The sequence below is a fragment of the Paraburkholderia aromaticivorans genome, assembly GCF_012689525.1.
In the GTDB taxonomy this organism is placed as follows: Bacteria; Pseudomonadota; Gammaproteobacteria; order Burkholderiales; family Burkholderiaceae; genus Paraburkholderia; species Paraburkholderia aromaticivorans_A.
The window spans coordinates 775,309-796,286 of record NZ_CP051516.1 but is presented as its reverse complement, the minus strand read 5'-3'; the positions used below and the strand labels follow the sequence as shown (position 1 = coordinate 796,286).

General features: G+C 62.4%; 18 protein-coding genes. 1 reads left to right on the top strand and 17 read right to left on the bottom strand.

Annotation, left to right across the window (positions count from 1 at the left end; genetic code table 11):
- Window positions 1–64 precede the first annotated feature (64 nt).
- From HF916_RS31590 to HF916_RS31545, 10 genes are all read right to left on the bottom strand, one after another.
- Window positions 65–1,540 (bottom strand): ABC transporter ATP-binding protein, encoded by a 1,476-nt coding sequence (locus tag HF916_RS31590; RefSeq protein WP_431311451.1) that lies wholly within the window; start codon window positions 1,538–1,540, stop codon window positions 65–67.
- Between the two features lie 88 nt (window positions 1,541–1,628).
- The gene (locus tag HF916_RS31585; RefSeq protein WP_168792795.1) at window positions 1,629–4,082 is read right to left on the bottom strand and encodes a glycosyltransferase; all 2,454 of its coding nucleotides are present in this window, start codon (window positions 4,080–4,082) and stop codon (window positions 1,629–1,631) included.
- A gap of 56 nt (window positions 4,083–4,138) precedes the next feature.
- Window positions 4,139–5,128, bottom strand: a complete 990-nt coding sequence (locus tag HF916_RS31580; protein ID WP_168792794.1) for an ABC transporter permease — start codon at window positions 5,126–5,128, stop codon at window positions 4,139–4,141.
- Window positions 5,129–5,152: 24 nt separating this feature from the next.
- Window positions 5,153–7,324, bottom strand: coding sequence for a glycosyltransferase family 2 protein (locus tag HF916_RS31575; protein WP_206002022.1), 2,172 nt, complete (start codon window positions 7,322–7,324; stop codon window positions 5,153–5,155).
- Between the two features lie 84 nt (window positions 7,325–7,408).
- Window positions 7,409–8,305 (bottom strand): glycosyltransferase family 2 protein, encoded by an 897-nt coding sequence (locus HF916_RS31570; RefSeq protein WP_240975771.1) that lies wholly within the window; start codon window positions 8,303–8,305, stop codon window positions 7,409–7,411.
- Window positions 8,302–9,198, bottom strand: a complete 897-nt coding sequence (gene rfbD, locus HF916_RS31565) for a dTDP-4-dehydrorhamnose reductase (protein WP_168792793.1) — start codon at window positions 9,196–9,198, stop codon at window positions 8,302–8,304. Before rfbD ends, HF916_RS31570 begins: the two co-directional genes overlap by 4 nt.
- A gap of 9 nt (window positions 9,199–9,207) precedes the next feature.
- A complete protein-coding gene (rfbC, locus tag HF916_RS31560; RefSeq protein ID WP_168792792.1) occupies window positions 9,208–9,759 on the bottom strand; it encodes a dTDP-4-dehydrorhamnose 3,5-epimerase in 552 nt (183 codons plus the stop codon).
- On the bottom strand, window positions 9,744–10,637 hold the full coding sequence (gene rfbA / locus HF916_RS31555; protein ID WP_168792791.1) for a glucose-1-phosphate thymidylyltransferase RfbA: 894 nt from the start codon (window positions 10,635–10,637) through the stop codon (window positions 9,744–9,746). Before rfbA ends, rfbC begins: the two co-directional genes overlap by 16 nt.
- Window positions 10,638–10,647: 10 nt before the next feature.
- A complete protein-coding gene (rfbB, locus tag HF916_RS31550; protein ID WP_168792790.1) occupies window positions 10,648–11,709 on the bottom strand; it encodes a dTDP-glucose 4,6-dehydratase in 1,062 nt (353 codons plus the stop codon).
- 467 nt (window positions 11,710–12,176) lie between these two features.
- Window positions 12,177–13,088, bottom strand: coding sequence for a GDP-mannose 4,6-dehydratase (locus HF916_RS31545; RefSeq protein ID WP_168792789.1), 912 nt, complete (start codon window positions 13,086–13,088; stop codon window positions 12,177–12,179).
- A gap of 192 nt (window positions 13,089–13,280) precedes the next feature.
- Between HF916_RS31545 and HF916_RS31540 the strand changes: the two genes are divergently transcribed.
- Window positions 13,281–14,159, top strand: coding sequence for a symmetrical bis(5'-nucleosyl)-tetraphosphatase (locus HF916_RS31540; RefSeq protein WP_168792788.1), 879 nt, complete (start codon window positions 13,281–13,283; stop codon window positions 14,157–14,159).
- Window positions 14,160–14,221: 62 nt separating this feature from the next.
- On the opposite strand, the gene HF916_RS31535 is transcribed toward HF916_RS31540, so the two are convergent.
- The 7 genes from HF916_RS31535 to HF916_RS31505 all read right to left on the bottom strand — a co-directional run bounded on the left by HF916_RS31535 (window position 14,222) and on the right by HF916_RS31505 (window position 20,970).
- On the bottom strand, window positions 14,222–15,067 hold the full coding sequence (locus tag HF916_RS31535) for a lysophospholipid acyltransferase family protein (protein ID WP_168792787.1): 846 nt from the start codon (window positions 15,065–15,067) through the stop codon (window positions 14,222–14,224).
- An 85-nt stretch (window positions 15,068–15,152) separates the two neighbouring features.
- Window positions 15,153–16,433: a dihydroorotase gene (locus tag HF916_RS31530; RefSeq protein WP_168792786.1), complete on the bottom strand. Its 1,281-nt coding sequence runs from the start codon at window positions 16,431–16,433 to the stop codon at window positions 15,153–15,155.
- 106 nt (window positions 16,434–16,539) lie between these two features.
- Entirely contained in the window at window positions 16,540–17,565 is a 1,026-nt protein-coding gene (locus HF916_RS31525; RefSeq protein WP_168792785.1) for an aspartate carbamoyltransferase catalytic subunit, read from the bottom strand.
- A gap of 194 nt (window positions 17,566–17,759) precedes the next feature.
- Window positions 17,760–18,299: a bifunctional pyr operon transcriptional regulator/uracil phosphoribosyltransferase PyrR gene (gene pyrR, locus HF916_RS31520; protein ID WP_168792784.1), complete on the bottom strand. Its 540-nt coding sequence runs from the start codon at window positions 18,297–18,299 to the stop codon at window positions 17,760–17,762.
- Complete coding sequence (gene ruvX / locus HF916_RS31515; protein WP_116119109.1) at window positions 18,286–18,726, bottom strand: Holliday junction resolvase RuvX; 441 nt, start codon at window positions 18,724–18,726, stop codon at window positions 18,286–18,288. Before ruvX ends, pyrR begins: the two co-directional genes overlap by 14 nt.
- Window positions 18,723–19,301: a YqgE/AlgH family protein gene (locus HF916_RS31510; protein ID WP_007178990.1), complete on the bottom strand. Its 579-nt coding sequence runs from the start codon at window positions 19,299–19,301 to the stop codon at window positions 18,723–18,725. Before HF916_RS31510 ends, ruvX begins: the two co-directional genes overlap by 4 nt.
- Before the next feature lie 256 nt (window positions 19,302–19,557).
- Entirely contained in the window at window positions 19,558–20,970 is a 1,413-nt protein-coding gene (locus tag HF916_RS31505; protein ID WP_168792783.1) for a hypothetical protein, read from the bottom strand.
- Window positions 20,971–20,978 lie beyond the last annotated feature (8 nt).

The following is a 20,978-nucleotide window of genomic DNA, read 5'->3' as shown; positions in this document are numbered from 1 at the left end:
TACGGCGAGCCGTTTTGTCGAAGAAAGTCAGCCGACCTGATTGTTGCGACTGACGGGCGTTGACTTACGAGGCTTCGCCGGTGGGTGCTTCAAGTTCGGCGCGCATGTGCAGATCGCACACGCCGCCGAAGAAATGCGTGTCGACGCGCGCGCGGACCATGAAGAACGCGGCCTCGTCGATCCAGTGCAAGATCGCCTGATCGGAGAAGTTCATCGACTCCTGATGGATCAGCGAAGCCTGCACTTCGTAGAAATTTTCGCCCAGCGAGCAGGAGTCCATCGTGAAGACGACGGAATGCTCTTCGCCCGCGCGGAATTTGCGGTTCCAGAAAATGAAACCGTCCTGCTTGCCGGCAATCAACTCGGCGTCCTGGTTGAACGTCCCCCAGGAGTACATCTTGATGCCTTCCTTGTTGCGGATACGCAGGTTGACATAGAGCTTGTCCATGTCTTCACGGATCGAGAATTTCACCACGATCTTGATCGTATCGCCGGTGTAGAACGTGGTGCATTGCTCGCCAGCGCCGTCCAACACGGAGACGTCCGTAATCAGCGCTTCGAGGCTGCCGAATTCGAACTTGCCTCCTTCGTTGCGCGCCTCCGTTTCCATCTGATCCGCTGCGTCCGCGACGTTCGACACGGCTTGCCCGAGATGCCCTTCGGCGGCAGCGGCCTCGAGCGGTTCGGCCGTCGCGGCAGGCGCCGTCAACTGCGGCGATTCCACAGGCGCCGCGACCTTCGGTGCGGTGTCCGCCTTGAGCGCCTGCTTGTGCTCGGCGATCTCCTTCTGCTTGGCGAGGTTTTCCTCGTCGTGCAACAGTTTGCGATAGGCCAGCACGACTTCGCCGGACGGTCCTGCCGCCATGACCTCGCCGTGGTGGAGCAAAATCGCGCGGTCGGTAAACGTTCGAACCGACTCGATGTCGTGCGACACGAAGAGAATCGCGACGCCACGATCCCGCAGCTGGCGAATGCGCTGATAGCAGCGCTTCTGGAACAGCGCGTCGCCCACTGCCAGTGCCTCGTCGACGATCAGCACATCCGGGTTCAGTTGCACCTGCACCGCGAATGCGACGCGCACCATCATCCCGCTCGAGTAGTGCTTGACAGGTTGGTCGAAGAAATCGCCGATCGCCGCGAAGCGGATGATCTCCGGCATCGCCGCGTCCATTTCCTTCCGCGTCAGGCCAAGAATCGAGCCGTTCAGATACGCGTTCTCGCGGCCAGTAAACTCCGGATTGAAACCGCTGCCCAATTCCAGCAGAGCCGCGACCCGGCCATGGACCTCCACGTCGCCCTGAGTGGGCGACAGGACGCCGGCGATGATCTGCAGCAGCGTCGATTTACCGGCGCCGTTACGGCCCACGATGCCTACCGCTTCGCCCTTCTTCACGTTGAAGGAGATGTTGCGCAGCGGCCAGAATTCGCCGAAAAACTGCCGACGCCCACGAAGCAGCATCTGCGCCAGCCGATGGTGAGGCTTCGCATAAAGTTCGTAACGCTTGCTCAAATCGCGAACGTGGATAGCTATATCGTCCAAGACCACTCTCTTTGTTGATGAACAGCTTTACACAAAGCTGTGATCGGGAGCCGCCCGCCTCTCGTGCGCGGCGGCCCCGGTTAGCCGACTAAGTCAGCGCCTCGATGAGTTCCTTTTCGCCCGTGGCCTTTTGCTCGACCAGCCGCTCGCAGATCGCCCGATTGTGCGCGGCCATCTCCATGCGCGTCGCCGCGTCCGGAATCAGTCCCTTGGCAAAATCCTCGACGTTCACGTAACGCATGCCGTACGTGTTGAAGTCGCCGATGTTGGGCGTGTCCACGATGGGCACGATGCCGAACGCCAGATACTCGATCAACTTCGTCGGGCAGGACACGTGGTTCACCACCATGTCGTCGCGCAGAATGAAGCCGAAATGGCACTGCTGGTACAGCTCGTTGAGCTCGGCACGCGTCGCGCTGGCCACATGGAAGTTCGGGTGGCTTTGAACCTCGGGCGCCGCCGCATTTCTCATCACCTCGACATCCGGCGTGTACATCCACCAGTCGGCGTGTTCCAGTGCTTGCGCGACCACGTTCATCATGGCAGGTACGTTTTGCCATTTCTGCGTGCCGCCGGCATAAATGACCGTGGGTCGGCCATCCTTGTAGGGCCGCACCGCTTCGCTGCCCTCTTCCAATGCGAAGATCGGCAACACGATCACTTTCGCGCGCAACAGCTCGCGGTACTTGTGCGCGAGATAGTTGCCCATGGCCTGCGATACGACGATCACACGGCTCGCTTTCTCCACCGCCATGCGCTCGCAATCGTCATGGATGCGCGCGGAGAAAAAATCATTGTGCATCCGAAACTCTTCGGGCACGACACCGTGCACGTCGAGCACCCATTTCAGGCCCGGCGCGCGAAGCGCCGCTTCCGCTGCCGGATTCGGCATGCGCAAGACGCTGTGGAAATAAACGCGTTTGAAGCGGCGTGCCAATAGCGCGACGAGCCGGCGTTGATTGCCCGATGCCAGGGAAATATTCAGGACCCAGGCGTTATGCGCCGCCCTTTCGATGAAAGGCTTGGCCTCCGGATGACCGCGCACATCGCAATACACCCTGTGTTTTGAGGGAAACAGCGAATCGATCGCCTTGACGCGCTGGAAATAGCCGTCGCGCTCGCGCTCCTTGGTCGGATACGGAGCGAAGAAAAGAATGCCGTCGCCGTGACGCATCAGTTGCAACAATTCGTATCCGCGCACGAGGCGGCTCACCTTCGAGGTGGGGAATTGCGCTGCGCGAGCCAGCCGGTTCGTCACGCGCTGCTTCAGGCTGAGCGACTTGGCCTGCGACTTGGCGGCTTGCATTGCGGTCAGCTCGCGAGCCATACCCGACGTCCTGGCGACCAGCGCATCCAGCTCATGAGCGAACGACTCGAATCGAACCTTCATGCGCTGCGCGACTTCCAGCGAGGCCCCTTCGCCGTTCATCGACAGGTATTGCTCGATGTCCGCGTCGATGCTGTTGATCACGGGCAACAACGACGCCACCGACGCAGGTTCGTCGACATGACGCCCCATCACCAGCGAACGCAGATCGTTCAACTGGTCAGCCTGCCTGCACGCGATTTCGCCACTCAGGTGCTTCGAATAGGCCTCGAGGCCTTCCACGAGCGTGCGCATCTGGCGTGCGTACAGGTGATGCGTTTCGAGGTGAATCGGAAACCGTTTCGGCGACGCAATCGCAAACAACGAATCCTGCATCCAGGCAGTCACGGACAGGCGCGTGCGGTCCTGCCATGCGCGGCCATGCTTCTCTTCGAAACGCGCGCGATTCTGCGCGGCGAATCCTTGCGCCTCAACGACATCCAGCTTGCCGAACGACGCCGAGCCCCAATGGTGGATATACACATCACGCGCCACGTGCATTTTGAATCCGCCTTGCAAAATGCGGACGCAGTGATCGTCGTCTTCGTATGCGCCTGGAAAGAAGCGCTCGTCGAGCGCGCCTACGCGTTCGATCAGCTCACGCGAAAACAGCACGCAGTAGTAACTCAGGAAGTCGCTGTCGACCGTCAAGCCGAGCCAGCCTTCACGCCGGCGAATCGCAAACTCCGTGAGCACCGGCATATCGAGCGCGGCGCTGCCTTCGCCCAGTCTGTTGCGGTCGCCGAGATGGTAGGGAATGGGAATGCCCTGCTCATTGTTCGACGCGTTGGTCAGCGGGCCGATCGCATCCTTATCCGCCGCGACGAGATAGTCCAGCCAATGGTCGGTGACGATGACGTCGCTATTGAGCAGGCAGATATGCGTGATCGTCGGATCCGCCAGGCAGTACTGGATACCGATGTTATTGCCACCGGAAAAGCCGAGGTTCTTGTCTTGCTGAAAGAATTCGCCTTGCAAGCCGTGCTGGGCGACGGCGTGATCGAACGTGGCCTGCACGGCGGCACGCTCGGGCGGCCGGGATGCGTTATCGATCGCGGCCACCACGAATTCCGTATCGCTTCGGGTCTTGATCAGACTCTCGATCGCAAGCGCGAACACCTCCGCTGAATTGAAGGTTACGATAACAATACCAACACGCGCCTTCTTGCTGTTCATTATATTAATCCAATACCTGCCGACGTTAATTCGACTTATACCTTTAAGCGAATTTCCTAAAGCACATCAGGAAATCCTTTTTTGGATTTCATGAAAAACCAATAGCACGCGCATAGAAAAGCAATCGACACGGCCAACTGAATAATCATGCCGACCACATCCGGCCATTGGCCGAAGAAAAATACGTGCCGTACGTTTTCCAGCACCGGTGTAAAAGGATTCATCGCGACCGCGAATCGCAGGATTTGCGGCACCATGTCGAGCGGATAAAACACCGGGCTCAGATACATGATAGCCATGGAAATCGGCGGCACCAGCAGCTTGATGTCGGGCAAATACACGCCGAGCGACGCCAGCAGATACGTCACGCCCAGCACGGCGAAAAACATCGGCAGCAGAACGACCGGCAGTGCAATGGCGGACAGCGGCGGCAAGCCGACGAACACCAGGTTGAACAGGAGCAGAAGGCCATAGCCGATCGCCGCGTTCACGACTGCGGACACGGTAATGGCGAGTGGCAGCACCTCGAGCGGGAACACGACCTTTTTGATAAAGTTCGGATTCTCGCGCATCAGCATCGGCGCGCGCAGAAAGCATTCGGAAAAGAACGTGTAAGTGATCAGTCCGCTGAAAAGAATCAGCGCGGACGCCTTGCTGTTTAACCCTTCGCCGGCCCAGCGCGCCTTAAACACGACGCTAAAAACAAAGAAATAGACCAGCAAAGTCAGGATTGGCGTAACGATCATCCAGACGGAGCCGAGCACCGAACCGCGGAATTTAGTCGCAAGGTCACGGCGGACAAAGTCCCACAAGAGCGACCGATGCCGCAAAACAGAAATTTGCATTGATAGGTTCCGACAAACCGTCTGCGTTTCGATTGTCAAACCGATACAAACGGTGCTAAAAATTCCGGCGGCGTGTTGACAGGCGCGCCGGAACGTGATGAACATTTCTGGATACAGCCGCAGCCATCTTAACCCGGCATTCTGCCGTAGCGGACTGAACCCCGTCAAATCAAGGACCCAGCGCGCCGCACGTGCCTTCATGCAGACGCCGAGCCGCCTGCGCTGCTATTCGAACTGGCCGATGCGCGGCGGCGACGCCAGTGTAAACGGCAGAACCTCGCAGCTGAGCGACAGATTCGGGTTGTACGCCGGGTCCCGTTCGAACCAGCCTTCCCAACGTGCCTCCATGCGGCGAATTTCGCTCACGAACCGCTCGTACTTTGCCGGATCGAGGTCCGAGCCGCGTGTCGCCGATTCGTGGTGGTACATCTCGGCATACGGTGTCCAGATATTGCGGTAGCCCGCCTTCAGCAGCTTCATGCAGAAGTCTACGTCGTTGAAGGCGACTGCCAGCTCTTCTTCCAGGCCGCCCACTTCGTCGTAGACCGACTTCTTGACCACGAGGCAAGCCGCAGTCACTGCCGACAGATTCTGCGTCGCCACCGCGCGACCGAAGTATCCGAAGTGCCCGCGCTTCATCATGTGATGCATGTGGCCGGCAATCCCGCCGAGACCGATCACCACGCCGCCGTGCTGCAACGCATCAGTCGGATACCACAGGCAGGCGCCCACCGCGCCGGCGCGCGGCAGATTGGCCAGACTGACCATTTCATTCAGCCAGTCCGGTGAGATCACCTCGATATCGTTATTCAACAAACACAGGAATTCACCGGTCGCCACGCGCGCCGCGTGATTATTCAGCGCCGAGAAATTGAACGGTGATTCATCGCGCAAAACACGCACATCGGGACGCTGCGACACTTCGTCGAAATATTTCAGTGTTTCCGGCCGCACACTGCCGTTGTCGACGATGATGATTTCGAAATTCTGATAAAGCGTGTAGGCAAAAATACTGTCCAGACATTGCTTGAGCAGCGCAAGCCCATCCCGCGTCGGAATGATGATCGACACTTTGGGCTGCGGACTCGGCAGCGTATAACGTACGCGCAGCACCCCGAGTGATTCAACCGGATGCTCGACCGTCGCGCTGATGTTCGCGCGCTTCAGGTGTTCTTCTAGCGCGCGAATCGCGGCGATCAGCGCATACGGCTTCTCGCTGCCGCTGCCCGCCGTGCTGCCGGGCACGATGCGCCAGTGATACAGCACATGCGGAATGTGGATCACGCTGTCGTCGCCGGCAAGCTCCACGCAGCGCAACGCCAGGTCGTAATCCTGGCTGCCTTCGAAGCCCTTCCTGAAACCACCCGCCTCCCGAACCAGCTTCGTCTCGAACACACCCAGATGGGAGAACATGTTCTGCGTCAGGAACATTTGCGGGTTCCAGTCGCACTTGAAGTAAGGCGTGGTGCGCTTGCCTTCGGTGGTGAGCTTGTCTTCGTCGCTGTAGAACATCCGGCCTTGCGGATGCTGATTGATGTAGCGCGCCACCATGTATAGCGCGTGCGGCGGCAGCAGATCGTCGTGATCCAGCAAGGCGACGTATTCGCCCGTTGCAAGCGCGAGCGCGCTATTGCTGGCTTCGGAAATGTGGCCGTTCGTCTCGCGGAAGACAACCTTGATGCGGCTGTCGGCCGCGGCGAGCTCCTGCAGGACGGCCTTGACGTGCGGTTGGGTCGACGCATCGTCCGCGATGCATAGCTCCCAGTGCGGATAGATCTGCGCCTGAACCGATGCCACCATTTCGCGCAGCAAACGCTCGTCGCTATTGAAGGTGGGCACGACGACGGAGATCAGCGGCTTGCGCGCCAACAGACCGATTTCCGCTTCGATTTCGCGTTGCTTGGTCGGCGTGACCGTATCGTACTGGCTGATCCACTCGTGGTAGACCTCGTCACGCGGCGGACCGTCGGCGAATCCGCGCCCGCTTTTGAGCCGGCGCACGCGCGCCACGACGCCTGGCAGACCTTCGCGCCCAATCACCGACGCATAGTAGCCTAGCGCGCTGCCCAGCCCGCCCCTGACCTCGGCCTGCCGGCCAATGGTGCTGAATGCGAGACGGACCGCCGCCACGACACGGGTCACCGAGCGCAGCGGTGCCGTCACGCGCCACGAAACCGAATTGACCAAAGCGGCATGCTCAACTTCCAGCTTCAGAATCCGATTGTTGAGCTTCGCGATCGACTCGCCATCGCTCAGCGCGTCATCGAGCTGTTTCTCGAGCTGTGCCACGCGCCCCTGAAGACGGCGCGCGTCCTCGGCGCCAGGCGACAACGGCTCATCGTGGGAGACGTCCCGACTGACTGCATCCTGCTGAGGCTCACCAAATTTTGTGTTCATGCAATTCCTTCCTGCGCATCCGACGAGATGCCTGCTGCCCGTAGAGTTCCTGGCCAATTGCACCGACTGCTGTCGCACCGCGTTCTAAAGTCTACCCAGCCGCCCGCGAATGCCGTCCCACATACCGAGCAAGGCCATTCTCAAATGGGCCATCCGCTGCGAGGGCATCAACGAATAGATGACGAGCCGCACGGGAAATTTGACCAGTTCGGACGACTTCCACGTCCAGGGCACATAGGAACGCCGAATCAGCACAACGGCGTTGCGGAACAGGTAGTAGTGGCGCAACGGGCTATGCATGGGATACGCGCGACCCAGTACGCGGACCGGCTCGCCGCCAAGTTCATGGCTCATGTGCACCCACGGCACGCCCAACACCCGGTAGCCCTTCTGCTTGGCACGCACACACCATTCCAGGTCGACAAAATCGATGAAAAGCGCGTCGTCCATCGGACCGATGCTCGACCACCAGCGCAAATTGATGCACGACCCCGACGAAATCAGGAAGTCGACCTCGATGGGCTGATCGCCCTGCGGCACGATCCGCTCCAGCGTGCCCCACTTGAAGCGCACGAACGGCGCGAGGCCGCGCAGACGCGCATCTTCGTAGGCCGGGCCCGCCAGCGCGACCCGTTCGCCGGATGCGTTGGCCGCGTCGATGACCTTCGGCAACTCCGTGAATAGCGACGCGGGCGGCTCGCTGTCCTGATCGAAGATGATCGCCATCTCGAAGCCGCCGCGAATCAGCGCCTCGACGCCCTGATTGATCGCCGTCGCGATGCCAGCGTTTTCGCCGTTAGGCAGGTACTCGATCGCGCCGGCCAGTCCCAGCTCGCTCGCTGGGCGCACGGCCGGCGTGTTGTCGACCACCACGCAGTGCATCCTTGCGGCGAGCCGGTTGGCCCGCTCGATACAGGCCGCATCGGGGTTGTAGAAAACAACGACGGCACCCGTACGCGATGTCAGTGGGGTGCTGCTCAACGCTCGCCCAGACAAAGTTGCAAGGCGTCGCGCCAATCCGGCGGCTGCACGCCGAACGTCCGGGCAAGCTTGTCATTCGACATGCGCGAGTTGCCGGGCCGCTTCGCCGGCGTCGGATAGGAAGCAGCCGGGATCGGTTTGACGGTCGGCGTTTTCGCCAGGCCCGACAGTTCGAAAATGGCCTCGGCAAAACCGTGCCACGACGCCGAACCCGTGGCGGTCAGGTGATAAACGCCCGAATGCTGCTGCCACCAGTCGCTCTGCCCCGGCGCCGCTGCTTGTGCGAGTACGTTCGCAGTGAGCGTGGCAATCGTTTTCGACCAGGTCGGCGCGCCGATCTGGTCGGCGACCACGCTCAATTCGTCGCGCTCCGCGCCGAGACGCAGCATCGTCAACAGGAAGTTCTTGCCCCGCGTGCCGTACACCCAGCTCGTGCGAAAAATGAGGTGCGCACAGCCGCTCGCGGCGATGGCCTGCTCGCCGGCCAGCTTGGTGCGCCCATACGCGTTTTGCGGATCGGTGGGATCGTCTTCGACGTAGGCGCCGTCTTTCTCGCCGTTGAAGACATAGTCGGTCGAATAGTGAACCAGCGCCGCACCCAGCTTTTTCGCTTCTTCAGCGAGCACGCCCGGCACTTCGCCGTTGATGCGCATGGCGAGATCGAACTCCTCCTCCGCCTTGTCGACCGCCGTATAGGCTGCGGGATTGACGATCAGCGTCGGCCGGATGTTGCGCACCACGGCACGAACCTGATCCGGATCGGACAGATCCATCGCGGCGCGGTCCACCGCAACCACTGTGCCGAGTCCTTGCAGCGTACGCGCGAGCTCGAAGCCCACCTGGCCGTTTACGCCGGTGACGAGAATCGTCCGCTTGGCATCATGTGCGCTCATGCCAACCCCTTATGCGAAAACGTCGGCATCGGCCAGAAGCTTGGCTGCCGCGTCTTTCGCCGCCAGCAGCGGCTCGTCGTCGATCGGCCACTGGATGCCGATCGCCGGATCGTTCCAGACGATGCTGCGCTCGTGCTCGGGATACCAGTAATCGGTGGTCTTGTAGAGAAACTGCGCGGACTCGGACAGCACCACGAACCCGTGCGCGAAACCGGGCGGCACCCACAATTGCCGATGGTTGTCGACCGACAAAACCACGCCCGCCCATTTGCCGAAATTCGGCGAACTCTTGCGGATGTCGACAGCGACGTCGAACACTTCACCTTCGACGACGCGCACGAGCTTGCCCTGCGCATTCTGGACCTGGTAATGCAGCCCGCGCAGCACGCCCTTCGCGGAGCGCGAATGGTTGTCCTGCACGAACTCGGCGCCCGGCTCGACCTGCTCGGCGAATTCCTTCGCATTGAAGCTCTCGAAGAAAAAGCCTCTCGCATCGCCGAACACTTTCGGCTCGATGATCTTGACTTCAGGCAGCGCGGTTGCGGTTACTTGGATGGCCATGCCACTTGGTCCGTAAGAAGGTTTTGTAGATACTTGCCGTAGGCGTTCTTCGCGAGCGGTTTGGCGAGCGCCTGCAACTGCTCGCCGTCGATCCACTGCTGCCGGTAGGCGATCTCCTCCGGGCACGCGACCACCAGGCCCTGACGCTTCTGCAGCGTAGCGATGAAGGTCGCGGCTTCGATCAGCGAGTCATGCGTGCCGGTATCGAGCCACGCGTAACCACGGCCCATGATCTCGACATTGAGCGCGGCGTTGGCGAGATAGCGCGAGTTGATGTCGGTGATCTCGAGTTCACCACGCGGCGACGGCTTGATGTCCGCGGCAATGTCGCAGACCTGCTTGTCGTAGAAGTACAGACCCGTGACCGCGTAGTTCGAACGCGGCTTGGCCGGCTTCTCTTCGATCGACAACGCGCGGAACTGCTTGTCGAATTCGACCACGCCATAACGTTCAGGATCATGCACGTGGTACGCAAAGACCGTGGCGCCGTCTGCTTTCTCGTTAGCGTGTTCAAGCTGCTTTGCGAGATCGTGGCCGTAAAAGATGTTGTCGCCGAGAATCAGCGCCGACGGATCGTTGCCCACAAAATCCCGGCCGATGATGAACGCCTGCGCGAGCCCATCCGGTGAAGGCTGAACCGCGTACTGGATGTTCATGCCCCACTGGCTGCCATCGCCCAGCATCGCTTCGAAGCGCGGCGTGTCCTGCGGCGTGGAAATGATCAGTACATCGCGAATGCCCGCCACCATCAGCGTGGACAGCGGGTAGTAGATCATCGGCTTGTCGTAGACCGGCAGCAACTGCTTGGAGACCACGTGCGTGATCGGATACAGGCGTGTGCCCGAGCCGCCCGCGAGAATAATGCCTTTGCGCGCCATTGCCGTGCCCTTACGCGCGCTGCGCGTAGTTGGTCTCAACCCACTTGCGATAGTCGCCGGAGGCAACTTCGTCCGACCACGCCTGATTGTCCAGATACCACTGGACCGTCTTGGCGAGACCCGTCTCGAACGTTTCCGCAGGCTTCCAGCCGAGTTCGCGTTCGAGCTTGCGGGCGTCGATTGCATAACGGCGGTCGTGGCCCGGACGATCCTTCACATAGGTGATCTGATCGCGGTACGACGCGCCCGTCTTCGGACGCAACTGATCGAGCAGTTCGCACAGCGTGTGGACCACGTCGAGGTTCTTCTTCTCGTTCCAGCCACCGATGTTGTACGTCTCGCCCGGCGTGCCGCGCGCGAGCACTTCGCGGATCGCGCTGCAATGGTCGCCGACATACAGCCAGTCGCGCACGTTCTGACCGTCGCCATAGACCGGCAGCGGCTTGCCGCCGAGCGCGTTGGCGATCATCAGCGGAATCAGCTTCTCGGGGAACTGGTACGGACCGTAGTTGTTCGAGCAGTTCGTGGTGAGGACCGGGAGACCGTACGTATGATGGTAGGCGCGCACCAGATGGTCGGAACCTGCCTTGGTGGCCGAGTAAGGACTGTTCGGCGCGTACGGCGTGGTCTCGGAAAATTGCGGATCGGTAGCGGAGAGCGAGCCGAACACTTCGTCGGTCGACACGTGCAGGAAGCGGAATTCCGCTTTGGCCGCCTCGCCGAGCGCACTCCAGTAGTTGCGGGTCGCCTCGAGCAGCGTGAAGGTGCCGACCACGTTCGTTTGCACGAAATCAGCCGGACCATGGATCGAACGATCCACGTGGCTCTCGGCGGCGAAATGCAGCACGGCACGCGGCTTATGCTCGGCAAAGAGCGCGTCGAGCGCGGCGCGATCGCAGATATCCGCGCGCACGAAAATGTGCTTCGGATTGTTTTGTTGCGACTTGAGCGTACCCAGATTGCCGGCGTACGTCAGCTTGTCCACGTTCAGTACCGCTTCGTCCGACGCATTGAGCCAGTCGAGCACGAAATTGGCGCCGATAAAACCGGCGCCGCCCGTTACCAGAATCATGAAATTCCCTTCTAGATGTTGGTGGCAGATCGAAATGGTTTGACTGACCTGCTACCACGCGTTGTGGTGTCGGAATCTTGTGGACGCCCGCCGCCGCCCTTGGCACTGCGGGCGGGCGCTCAAACGCCAATCTTATGAAGCCCCGATTATAAAGCCGCCAAAGGCAAAAACTAGAACCCTAACAACTTGAAACAGCTTGACAAGTTTGGTTTCCATCATTTAATTCGGCCGTCACTTTCACGACGAATGTCGCTGTGAACGGCTGCAAGCATGATGGAGCGCCGCGGCTGATGGAACGGCTAGCGGCCTGATTCAGCGTAATGCACTGGGGAAAACGGGAGCAAACGCCGTACACGTCTGAACAAATCAGCCGGCAATGCGAAGCATGGTGATTGTTTATACGCGAACGAAAGTCACGCGTCACCGTGACCCCTAAAGATGGCGGATCGCCGCGCAGGTGCGGCCGATTATGCCGCCAGCATCCAGCGCAGCGTGTCCATGAACGGAATCGCCTCGACTTTCGGCACGAGCGTGCGCAGCTTGGCGGGCGAACCGGCCAGCATCTTCACATCGGTTTGCCGCACGAAGGCGGGATTGATCTGAATCTCGAGTTCATGCCCGGTCAGACTGCTCGCCGCCGAGAGGATTTCGCGCAACGTAAACGGCGTGCCGGTGCAGACATTGACGGTTTCCGAGGCGGCCTCGGAGTCGAGCAACGCTTCATAGGCGCTCGCCACGTAGCGCACGTCGGAGAAATCGCGCGCGACGTCGATATTGCCGAGTTCGATCGACGGTTCGCGACGCGCGAAGTGCTCGACGATCTTGGGCACGAGGAAGTTGGACGCCTGGCCGCGGCCGGTATAGTTGAACGGCCGCACGATCAGGATCGGCAGACGATCGAACCAGGTCCGCACCATCGTTTCCATCGCCGCCTTGCTGGCCGCGTAGTGATTGACCGGCGTGACCGGAAAACTCTCGTCGATGGCGTCGCTCGTCACGTTGCCGTAGACGTTCGCGCTGCTCGCGATCAGCAGCTTGCGGGGCGTATGACCGACGGAGGCGCACGCCTCCAGCAGATTCAGCGTGCCGATCACGTTGACGCGGTAAAAGTCGAGCGGATCGTTATGGCCTACAAAGCTGATCGCAGCCAGATGGACAATGTAGTCGGGCCGCGCGATTTCGATCACGCGCCGGCACGCATCCGGCGACGTGATGTCGAGCCTGAGGCGCGTCGGCGTTTCCGGCTCGTCGCGCCCGGCGACCGTTTCGATCACCGTGTGGCCGCGGCCAAGCAGGTTGTCGACCAGATAGCGGCCCGTGAAACCGCTCGCCCCGGTGACGAGTGTACGAATAGGTTGCTCTGCATGAAAAGACGACATGCTTTCTCCGTTCATGAAAGTCATCCTGTTGTGTCGCAATATCGTGGGCGCCCGCGCTAAGCCGCTTGCCAGCGGCGCCTGACCCGATATCAACCCTGCAAACGGGCTATTATGTCACGCTAATATGTTGCATTGCCCAACGCGGCACGCCTCGTGCGTAACAGCGTGTATCAAACCGCACTCATTTCCTTGATGACACCCGCCACTACGTCCTCCGCTCGCTCCGATCCGCCCCTACTCCCGCTCGCCTTCGGCGATCTGCAAGGTTGCCGCACGCCGTTCCGGCAACTGCTGGCCAAGGCCGCGCCGCCGGCCGGCACGCCGCTGTGGTTCGCGGGCGACCTGATCAACCGCGGCACCGAATCGCTTGCCACGTTGCGCGACGTCATCGCGCTCGGCGAGCAGGCGGTGCCGGTGCTGGGCAATCACGATCTGCATCTGCTGTCGGTGTCGGCGGGGATTCGCAAATCGAAGAAAGGCGACACGATCGACGAGATTCTCGCCGCGCCGGACGCCGCCGACCTGCTCGAATGGATCCGCCACCGTCCAATCGCGCACTTCGACAACGGCATGCTGATGGTCCATGCAGGCGTGCTGCCGCAGTGGGACGTGAATCTGACGCTCGAACTCGCCGACGAATTGCAGCGCGCCCTGCGCGCGCCGAACTGGCAGGAGACGCTCGCCGGTTTGTACGGCAACGAGCCGAACCGCTGGAAACCGGGACTGAAGGGTATCGAGCGGCTGCGTTTGACGTGCAGCGCGTTGACGCGCATCCGCTTCTGCAACGCCGAGGGCGCCATGGATTTCAGCAGCAGCGGCGGCCTGAATGCGGCGCCGCCGGGTTGCATGCCGTGGTTCGAAGTACCGTCGCGCAAGACCGCCGACGTGACCGTGGTGTTCGGTCATTGGGCCGCGCTCGGCCTGATTCTGCGTGACAACCTGATCGGCCTCGACTCAGGCTGCGTGTGGGGCGAACAGCTGTCCGCCGTGCGTCTCGCGCAAAAGCCCGCGGAGCGCACGCTGACGCAAGTTGATTGTGAGAACTGTCGCGCGGCGGGCGGCGGCAACTAACCAGCCGCGGCGACCCAGCCACACGCTGGGATCGACCTTTGACCGAATTCCAGGGCCGAATTTCAGGCCGAACGTCCTGACCGGTCGACCTGATCGACCGGTTCTTCGATCAGTGTTGCCACGGCGGCGGATGTGACGGCCCGCTCCGCCATCACCGCACCGGTCATCGCGGCGCCGCTTTGCATCTCCCGCAATGCGGCCGCAATCACGCCTTCCGCTTCCGCCGCCAGTGTGCGCCGGTCCGCGCCTGGCGCGAGCGGTGCGCAGACATAGATATGTGCGGTGAGCGGTCCGCCGCCCAGCAGCAGATTCAGCGAATCGGCGAGCGACAGATCGTCGATATAAGCAGGCGCGGTGGATTGCCGGCCCTGCGCGTCCTCATACATCATGCACAGCGGCTGCACCGGCGCCGACGCCGACACGGCCGCCTGAAACATGTTCGCGTGAAACGGCAGCAATGCGAGCCCGTTGGACGTGGTGCCCTCGGGAAACACGCACATCAGTTCGCCCGCGCCCAGGCGGTCGGACAATTCATGCATGATCCGCTTCGCGTCGCTGCGCCTTTCGCGCTGAATGAACACCGTGTCCAGCTGCTGTGCGAGCCAGCCGACCACCGGCCATTGCCGGATCTCGGCCTTCGAGACAAACGGCGTGGGCCGCCACGCGTTGATCACATAGATGTCGATCCACGAGATGTGATTGGCGACCACCAGTGCGCCGCGATCGAGCCGCGCGCTGTCGTTATGCACGACGAGCCGCATGCCGCACAGGCGCAACATCTTCAGCGACCATTCCCGATTGAGCGTGTGACGCACCTCGGCGCTGGCTTTGGGAAAGCGCGTCGCCACGATCCACATGCCGTGCAGCAGATGAACGACGAGACGGGCCTTGCGTAACGCGAGCTTCATGGTCGGAGCGTTCCTGATTGGGCCAATGAACTGGCCAATGAACCGGCCGATGAGCGAGCCAATGAGTGGGCCAATGCCACGGCGATCAGCGCTGTTCGAATGCGACGTGCCCGGACACGATGGTCGCACGCACGCGCGCCGGCAGTTCGTAGCCGAGGAACGGCGTGTTGTGCCCTTGGCTCTTCAACGCACGCGGCTCGACGCGCCAATGCGCGTTGCGGTCGAACACGCAGAGATCGGCCACGCCGCCCACGGCGATGCGGCCGGCCGTTTCGAGTTTGAGCACGTCGGCCGGCGCCGTGGTGACGCGGTTCAGCGCCTTGGCGAGCGGCACGCCTGCTTCGTCGGCCCACTTCACCGTCAGCGACAGGAACAGCTCCAGCCCGGTCGCGCCAGGTGTGGCCTCGGCGAACGGCAGCAGCTTTTCGTCGTCGTCGACCGGCGTGTGGTCGGAGCAGATCGCGTCGATCGTGCCGTCGACCAGACCCGCGCGAATCGCGTCGCGATCGCGCTGTTGACGCAGCGGCGGATCGAGGCGGAACTGCGCGTCGAAGTAGCCGATGTCGAGGTCGATCAGATGCACGTGATTCACGGTGACGTCGCACGACACCGGCAAGCCTTCAGCCTTCGCCGCGCGCATCAACTCAATGCCCGCCGCCGACGACACGTGCGACAGATGCACCCGCGTTCCGGTCACGCGCACCAACTCGAAAATGGTGTGCAGCGCGATGGTTTCCGCCGACACCGGCACGCCCGACAACCCCAGCCGCGACGCCAGCGCGCCGCTCGCGGCCACGCCGCCCTTGCCAAGATAGGCGTCCACCGGACGCAGCCACACGGTATAGCCGTAGGTGTTCGCGTATTGCAGCGCGCGCATCAGCACCTGGGTATCGACCACCGGCACGTCGGCCTGCGAAAAGCCGATGCAGCCCGCTTCGGTCAGCTCGACCATCTCGGTGATGACCTGCCCCTTGAGGCCGACCGTCAGCGCGCCGAGCGGATACACATGCGCCTGGTTCAGATTGCGCGCGCGGAACTTGAGCATCTCGACGAGGCCCGGTTCATCGAGCGTCGGATCGGTGTCCGGCGGACAGACGAGGCTCGTCACGCCGCCCGCGAGCGCGGCGGCCATTTCGGATTCGAGCGTCGCCTTGTGTTCGTAGCCCGGCTCGCGCAACCGCGCGGACAGATCGACCAGACCCGGCACGACACAGAGGCCTTTGGCGTCGATCGTCTTCGCCGCGTTGAAATCCGCGGGCGCGTTGCCGATGGCGACGATCTTGCCCGCTTCGATAAAAATGTCCTGCTGCTGTTCGGTGCCCGCTACCGGATCGATCAGCGTGCCGCCTTGAATATGAATCTTCATGCGCTGCCTTATGTTCAGCTGAGTTCAGCCAGATTTCGCTTACGCGTTGCGTGTTCGCAATGTGCTGTTGGGTGACGCGGCGCCATGACGCTCGACGTCGGCAAGATCAATCGTGATTGCCCACGACGATCCCCATCACCGCCATGCGCACCGCGATACCGAAAGTCACCTGGTTCAGAATCACCGACTGCGGACCGTCGGCCACTTGCGAATCGATTTCGACGCCGCGATTCATCGGACCCGGATGCATCACGATCGCGTCGGGCGCGGCGAGCGCGAGACGCTCCGGCGTCAAGCCCCAACTCTTGAAATACTCCTGCGCCGAGGGCAGCAATGCGCCGCTCATCCGTTCGTTCTGCAGACGCAGCATGATGATCACGTCGACGTCCTTCAGGCCTTCGTCGAGGTTGTGAAACACGCGCACGCCCATCTGTTCCAGGCCGCCCGGCAATAGCGTGCGCGGACCGATCGCGCGCACTTCCGGCACGCCGAGCGTGGTCAGCGCGTGAATGTCGGAGCGCGCAACCCGCGAATGCAGAATGTCGCCGACGATCGCCACGCGCAGCTTCGTGAAGTCCTTCTTGTAGTGGCGGATCGTGTACATGTCGAGCAGCCCCTGCGTGGGGTGCGCATGACGGCCGTCGCCGGCGTTGATCACGTGCACGTGCGGCGCGCAATGCTGGGCGATCAGATAAGGCGCGCCACTCGATGCATGGCGCACGACGAACATATCGGCATGCATCGCCGAGAGGTTGTTGATCGTGTCGAGCAGCGACTCGCCCTTGCTCGTCGACGACGCGTTGATGTTCAGATTCAGCACGTCCGCCGACAGACGCGTCGCGGCGATCTCGAAGGTGGTGCGGGTGCGCGTCGAGTTCTCGAAGAACAGGTTGAACACCGACTTGCCGCGCAACAGCGGCACCTTCTTCACTTCGCGATCGGTCACGCTGACGAACTGGTCGGCGGTATCGAGAATGTGATTGACGATCGCCTTCGGCAAGCCCTCGATCGACAACAGATGTTTGAGCTCGCCGTTTTTCGTGAGCTGCGGGTTGCCCTTGAGGAAGCCATAACGGAAGCGCTCGGTGGCGCTATCCGCGGAATCCTTGGGAGCTTGGGTAGCGGTGTTCATGGTGTACCTGCTTCAAATACGGGCTTCAACGTGATCGGTGTCGATGCGGACTGCGTGTGACGATGCCAAGCCGGCCTTCGCGCGTTTAGCGGCGACAAACGGCTCGAAAATTCTTTGATGCGTGGCGTGTGATGGCTCAATGCGATGCGTCGATTGCGGCGGGTTCGATGCACACGTGGCGCATCGTGCCGTGTTCAATCGACGCGTGCTTCAGTGTGAAAAGTGAAACGCGGCTGGTCCTGCGCGCTGTCCGAACGGGCCAAGACGAGCGTGGCGTCGGCGGGAATGTTCACCACGCCGCCGACAAAGCGCGCCGCCACCGGCAATTCACGCCCGCCGCGATCGGCGAGCACCGCCAGTTCGACCGATGCCGGACGGCCATAGTCGTACAGCTCGTTCAGGGCCGCGCGGATCGTGCGGCCGGTGTACAGCACGTCGTCGACCAGCACGATACGACGGCCATCGACCGAAAACGGCAGCGAAGTCGGGCTCGCCTGCGAGTGCAGGCCTTTTTTCGCGTAATCGTCGCGATGCAGCGCCACGTTCACCACGCCGAAGCTCGGCAGGTTCAGGTCGCGTGCCAGCCGTTCGGCAAGCCACGCGCCGCCACTGTAGATGCCGGCCAGCACTGCGCCCTCGGCGCCGTTTTGCCCGGCGCCGAACTGGTCGCCATACACCGCGCGAATCTGGTCGAGCAGCGCGCGATAAAGCGCTTCGGCGTCAATGGAACTCATGATCGTCGGAAAGTCCGTCTAGATATTGCTGGAGGATGATGCTGGCGGCTTCGGCGTCGAGCATGTCGGCGCGGCCGTTACCGGCGCGGATTTCCGCCTTCGCCTCGACCGACGAATAGCGTTCGTCGATCCACGTGACCGGCAGATTGAAGCGGCCATTCAGCTGATTGCCGAAGCGCTTCGCGAGTTGCGTCATTTCGTGCGGCGTGCCGTCCGGATGCAGTGGCAGGCCGACCACGAGCGCGTTCGGCTTCCACTCCGCGATCAGCTTGCCGACCGCCTCGAACCGATATTCGCGGCTGCGGTTCTGCACGATCACGAGCGGCCGCGCGCGACGGGTCAGCGAATTGCCGACCGCCACGCCGATGCGTTTTTCACCGTAGTCGAACGCAAGCAGCGTCGCCTCACGTCCGGCCGGCAGGCTCATGCGTGACCCGCCTCGCCTGACAGCATGGACAGGTTGATGCCGAGCAACGCCAGCGCGGCTTCCAGACGTTCTTCGGCAGGCACGTCGAAGACGATTTTCGGGTCGGCTTCGACCGTCAGCCAGCCGTTCTTCGAAATCTCTTCTTCGAGCTGACCCGCGCCCCAGCCGGCATGGCCGAGCGTGAGGAGGAAACGCTCGGGACCCGTGCCGCTCGCCACGGCTTCGAGCACGTCTTTCGAGGTGGTCATCTCGAGACCGCCCGGCACCGACATGGACGACGTGTACGCGTTGCCGTCTTTCGGATCGTGCAGCACGAAGCCGCGCTCGGTTTGCACCGGGCCGCCGAAATAGACGGGCACATGGAGAAGGGGCTCGATCTCGAGCTTGAGATCGATGCGACTGAAGAGCGCCTGCAGGTCGATGTCGGTCGGCCGGTTGATCACGAGGCCGAGCGCACCGCGCTCGCTGTGATCGCAAAGGTAGACCACCGTTCCTGAAAACGTCGGATCCGCCATGTTCGGCATGGCGATCAGGAACTGGTTGGTCAGATTGATGCGATCGGTACTCTTGGACATAGTTCGGATTTTAGCAAAGACGATGCAGGATGGCGGGGCTTTGAGCGTGGAACCGCGATGTGTGCCATGAAGCGTGCCGCGAGCCATCGACGGCGATTCAAGTTGCACTCTATCACGCACGCGGGCGCTCGCCACGGTGCAGGTTCGCGGTGTTTCGCGGCACGCCTGTTGCGTGCGGCCGCGTCGCGTCACTGCGGCCCGTTGTGGCCGGCTGACAGACGGGCCGACGCGCCAAAGAACCTGCCGCGCAGATCGCTCACGCGCCGCCCTGCTCGATCGAACGCGTCAAGGCGGCCAGCGCGGTGTTACCGCCGGGCGGCGCGACGCCCGCGGCGACTTTGTGCAGCGTGGCACGCAAGGCCTCGGCGGCCTGCTCGAGCGTGCTCGCCGCCGGTGCGCCGACGATCACGTGCGCGCGCACCGCAGGCGTCGATACGCCGGCATGCGCGCGACGGCGCCACGCGAGCCCCAGCGCATCGGCCAGCAGCGCCACGTGGCCGAGGCCCAGCGCGCACGCGGCGGAGCCGAGCCGGTAGGCGGCATCGCCAGCTTGCAGCGCTTCGCTAGGATCGGCTTTCTCCGGCTGGTCGGCCGCACGGGCATGCTCGGTCAACGCGGAGATCGACGCATCCGCCGTTTGCAGGAAATCTTCGTAGGCGTTCGCATTGACGGCCAGCACGCCCAACTCTCGCGTCAATGCGCCACGGCTGGCGCTGATCGCCTGGGCCTGCACGGCGCCCGCTTCCCAAAGCATTTCGGATGCCTGGGTGCCCGCCACGTGCCAGTCGACGGTCAGGCCGTAGTCGTGCAGCACTTCCACCTGGTCGGCGTCTTCCGCGGCGGCGCCGAACAACGCGTAGTCGCGCCACAGCAGCGCAAGCGTCGCGCGCACGAGTGAACGCGGCGCCAGCTCGATGCCGCGCGCATGATCGGCGAGCGCGAGGTTGCAACGAGCGTAAAAACGCCGCGCGTCGGTTTCCCCCGTGGCGCGGCCGCTGATCCGCAATGCCTTGGCGCAAGCCTTGGCGAGGCGCCAGAAATCGTAGGGGTCGGGTCCGGTGAGTTCGCTGAAAACGGCGTCCAGTTCGTCGAGCGCCGCGTTGGTGACGGCCAGCGCCGCCGCACTGCCGGTATCGACCTGCGAGCGCAACACCGGCAGCAGCGCGCGCTCATAGCGCGCCCGCAGATGCGCCAGTTGATCGGCGGACTGCGCGTGCAGCGAGACCGGCGGCACCGGCCGCGCGGTCAGCGCGAGATCTTCGAACGCGACGGTGGAACCGGGCGTGTGCTCGGACAAATGCGCGCAGAGCGCCCGGTAATGATTGAACAGCACGGGCGAACAGGACAGCTCGCGCAGATTGTGACGCTCGAGCGCGGCGCGGAAGTCGCGCAAGGCCGCGCCGAACACCGGCCGAGCGTTGACCGCGTCGGCCGGGTCGCCCTCCGCGAGCGGCGACAGCCGCATCAGCGCGTCAGCGAAGCGCTGTGCGCTCAGCCAGCCGGCTCCGCGCAGTGCGTGTGACGCCCGCAGCAACGCCGACGTGCTCTCGCTGTGCTGTTCGAATGCCAGCAGCGCCTCAGCCAGCGCAAGCTCGGCGGGACGGACGGCGCCGCCGCGCGGATTCGGCAAGGCATCGAAGGAAACGGGTGCAGCGGATTGAAGAGTCATGGGCAGGC